The organism is Paenisporosarcina sp., assembly GCF_057785155.1.
In genome coordinates this window covers 1-3534 of the sequence record NZ_JBYNRN010000051.1, presented here as the reverse complement: position 1 = coordinate 3534, position 3534 = coordinate 1, and the positions used below count along the sequence as shown (strand labels likewise).

Below are 3534 nucleotides of genomic sequence, written 5' to 3'. Positions count from 1 at the left end.
CTTAATTAACGGTTTTAATTAAAAAAGAGAAAACCTTCCAAAAGGTTTTTGGAGGGCTGTTTGGTATGCTCAAAATAGTATAACATAGGGTTAATTAGAATTTTAGAAAAAAATATTGACATCCTATTAGCTGGTTTAGTTAAATGAATATGCTGACATTGACGAAAAAAATCCTGAAAAGGACTTTTTTCCTTACAGGATTTTATTAATTGCTAAATGATTGAGTTTGCTCTCCATCGATTTCTAATGTCCATTTTCCTTGTTTCGGAAAATTTAACTTACCACTGAAAATGTAATACTGAGCATTGGAAGAAGAGTCATAATCGATAACATCTTGCTTAAATATATTTTGATCAACTACTTTTCCCTTTTCATCAAATAGCCTTACTTCTATTTCCTTCTTGTTTTTCCAAGAACTATTAATATTAATTGTAGTTGATTTGTCAATATTAATTTCCAACGGGGATTCCAATAATATATAATGCTTTGTTTTTGGAAATGGAGGTAAGACACCTAAAGTAAATTCTTCAAATAAATTATCTTCCACATAAAATGATAACTTCCATGTCCCTTCCCTTGGAAACGGTTTAAATTGGTGCAAAACATGAGCATCCTCACTGTTTAGAGCAGAGTCAAGTTTTCCTTTGGATAATGTGATTTCTTCATTATTAGTGTTTATGGCATCCACTCGATATGTTTTCCCTACAAGTTCTGCAGGATCTCCCCAGAAAAAGGTCATTAATTTAGCAACTCTTCCCTTATCTTCTGCAACAAAAGGTTCAAATCCTAGCAGGGCAACCTTTCCTTTTATACCAATGACTTCTTGTTTTGTATCCGTTAAGACAAATCTTTCCCCCTCTTCCGCAACAAAATCTATTTGTTCATATTCTTGCTGGTCGGCTGTAAGGTTTCCCTCATCCGTTCTATAAAACTGGGTCATTACAAGAATACTCAAAACAGCGAAGGAGAAAATAACAGCAAATATAGGTTTAATAAACAATTTTCTATTGATAGAAGATTCCTCTGAAGTTAATCTTAAAATAATTCTTTGTTTTTGTTCTTTGTTCAAAGAATGCTTTGGAAGGTTCCTTAGATCTTCCTGAATTTGTTGGTTATCTGTCATATAAAAACCCATCCTCTTCTAAAATTTCTCTTAATTTTTTTAGTGCCCGATGGTACATTACGTTAACCTTATTTTGGCTACATTTAAGAACAGTGCTTGCTTCCATTGATGTAAGGTCTAAAATCCCTCTCAGTATAACCACTTCTTTGTATGGTAAAGAAAGCTTATGAATAGCTCTGTTTAATTGAGTATTTTCAAGTTTTTTTATTAAACAGGCTTCTATATCATTTGAATTAGCTTCTTCTAAAGAAAGGACATGTTTGATTCTCTCCCATACTTTTCTTCTTCGATAGCGGTCGATGACAATATTTCTTGCTATAGAAATAAGCCATGTTTTGGGATGTGAATCTCCTTTGAAATTTGATGATTTATTTATAGCGACTAAAAAAGTGTCCTGTACAAGGTCTTCAACTTCTATGGAACCTGTATAATATATAAGAAAACTTGTGACATCCTTCTCGTAGCTTTGAAACCAACCTGCAATCGAGTATTCCCCCATTCCATCCCTCCTTGTTTATTTGACGAATAAATAAAAATGTAATTACAGAAAAATAGAGAAATGATTATTTTTTTCTTACTTAAAGAATGTCAGAACGGTCATGCAAGAATGGTTGGTTTTAATTGCTTACCCGATATAGCCAGATATTAGAACAGTGAGCTGCTAAGTCAGCTCTTTTTTCTTAATGAACTAACCCAGCAGTTTAGTTGAACAAAGAAAAGTTAAAAAAAGTTAAAAGGGTGGGAAATAGAAGGTAATATGTTTGAAGGTACGATGATTAAGACGAAAAAAATGATATGATTAAACTATTGAGAAAGAAACTAAAGCATTCCCTTACGATTTTTAACATGGGAAAAGAAGCAAGGGAATGATTAACTTATGGATTGGTTAAGAATAGCTGAAATCCTATGTATGATAATTGCTATTTGTTTATGGGGCGTTTCCATTGTACGAATGTTTATTTTCGAAAAAAAAGAGACCAAAACTACTTCAGAGGTTTTATTAAAGTATTCAAAGAAGCAAGTTATCATAAGTTTTGGTGCAGCCATTTTCAGTATAGCTATGATGATTCTTGGTTCGATTGGGAGTTAGTAATCAGTCGGTGAAGGGTTTCCTTCAATAATCTCGTGTATCCCTGGAAAACTTGCCTACTTTGAAGCAGAACAGTCATATGGTCCACCATCATGGTTTATTCTGAAAAGGTAATGAATGTGGTTGAACTAACGGCTACTTTAGTTGAACAACCGGCTGCCTTTACAAGGCGGCTTTTTCTCATGGCCTAGATTTTAATCGTGTACTTATACTTAGTGATGTATAGGTTACGGAACTTAGATTGTTGAACGAGTTCTTGAACATTAATGAACGAGTTAACCCTCAGAAAACACTGTAAATATGGGATGTTCATTAACTCCTGGTTTTATAAAAAAAGCCTGAAGCGATGTACTGAACCCCAAAAGTTAGACCGAAATATTTAAGCAGCTAGTTGGCTGGTATGGAGACGGTATTCAACCGGGCTCATACCAGTCAATTTTGCTTTTATCCGTTCATTGTTATAGTAATAAATATACTTATTCACTGCTAGCTTCAGATCTTCAAAAGAGCGATAAACTTTCCCGTAATACATTTCCTGTTTCATTATGCTGAAGAAATTTTCCATAAGCGAATTATCCAGACAGTTTCCTTTTCGGGACATACTTTGGAATATCCCATTATCTTTTAGCTTCTTTACATATGCCTTCATTTGATACGCCCACCCCTGGTCAGAGTGTATCGTCGTTCGATAGGTGCAGTCCTTTGCTATTTCTATTGCTTCATCCAAGGCGTCCATGATGGCTTTTGCGTTTGGACGTTCTGAGAACCTGTAGGATAAAATCTCACTATTAAACATATCTAAGAACGGATCTAAATAAGCCTTCTTAATGATTAACTTCCCATTCGCGTTCGTCTCGTAATATTTAAATTCGGTTGTATCAGTCGTTAGTTTTTGATAGGGGATGCTTGTATAAAATCTACGATTGACAAGGTTTTTTGAAGTCGTGCCAACTGTTCCTTTGTACGTACTATATTTCCTAGACTTCCGTGTGAAGGATTTGCATGTCATGTCAAGCTTGTTAGTAATGCGAAGGATCTTTTTGTGATTTACGCAATAGCCTCTCTTGCGTAAATCTATATCAATTCGACGATAACCGTAATTTTCATCATTCTTGACTACAATCTCCTTGATCATGTTTTCAATCTCTTCATCTGGATTAGGTTCGTTTAATCGCTTTTTCCAATACATATAGGTGGCCTTTGGAAAAGCTATTGCTTCAAGAATAACGGCTAATTTGAATTCTTTTCTGAGTTCATTGATGACTCTGGATTCAGTTTTAGCAGTCGGCTCGGAATATTTATCCCTGAAGCTCGGAGCTTT

3 protein-coding genes and 1 pseudogene are annotated in these 3534 nt (G+C 34.6%); 1 reads left to right on the top strand and 3 read right to left on the bottom strand.

Annotated features, from left to right (window positions below; genetic code table 11):
- Nucleotides 1–205 precede the first annotated feature (205 nt).
- Together AC3EA5_RS17870 and AC3EA5_RS17865 are read right to left on the bottom strand one after the other, a co-directional pair.
- A complete protein-coding gene (locus AC3EA5_RS17870; RefSeq protein WP_488609550.1) occupies nt 206–1123 on the bottom strand; it encodes a hypothetical protein in 918 nt (305 codons plus the stop codon).
- Nucleotides 1113–1622: an RNA polymerase sigma factor gene (locus AC3EA5_RS17865; RefSeq protein WP_488609549.1), complete on the bottom strand. Its 510-nt coding sequence runs from the start codon at nt 1620–1622 to the stop codon at nt 1113–1115. Before AC3EA5_RS17865 ends, AC3EA5_RS17870 begins: the two co-directional genes overlap by 11 nt.
- 378 nt (nt 1623–2000) lie before the next feature.
- On the opposite strand from AC3EA5_RS17865, the gene AC3EA5_RS17860 reads away from it, so the two are divergent.
- Complete coding sequence (locus AC3EA5_RS17860; RefSeq protein WP_488609548.1) at nt 2001–2213, top strand: hypothetical protein; 213 nt, start codon at nt 2001–2003, stop codon at nt 2211–2213.
- Between the two features lie 379 nt (nt 2214–2592).
- On the opposite strand, the pseudogene AC3EA5_RS17855 reads toward AC3EA5_RS17860, so the two are convergent.
- Nucleotides 2593–3534 (bottom strand): annotated as a pseudogene (locus AC3EA5_RS17855) (IS3 family transposase); the annotation flags it as partial.

Excerpts from the sequence above, each read along its gene's own strand:
- AC3EA5_RS17860 (WP_488609548.1), top strand. The coding sequence starts at position 2,001 with ATGGATTGGTTAAGAATAGCTGAAATCCTATGTATGATAATTGCTATT.
- AC3EA5_RS17865 (WP_488609549.1), bottom strand. The coding sequence starts at position 1,622 with ATGGGGGAATACTCGATTGCAGGTTGGTTTCAAAGCTACGAGAAGGAT.
- AC3EA5_RS17870 (WP_488609550.1), bottom strand. The coding sequence starts at position 1,123 with ATGACAGATAACCAACAAATTCAGGAAGATCTAAGGAACCTTCCAAAG.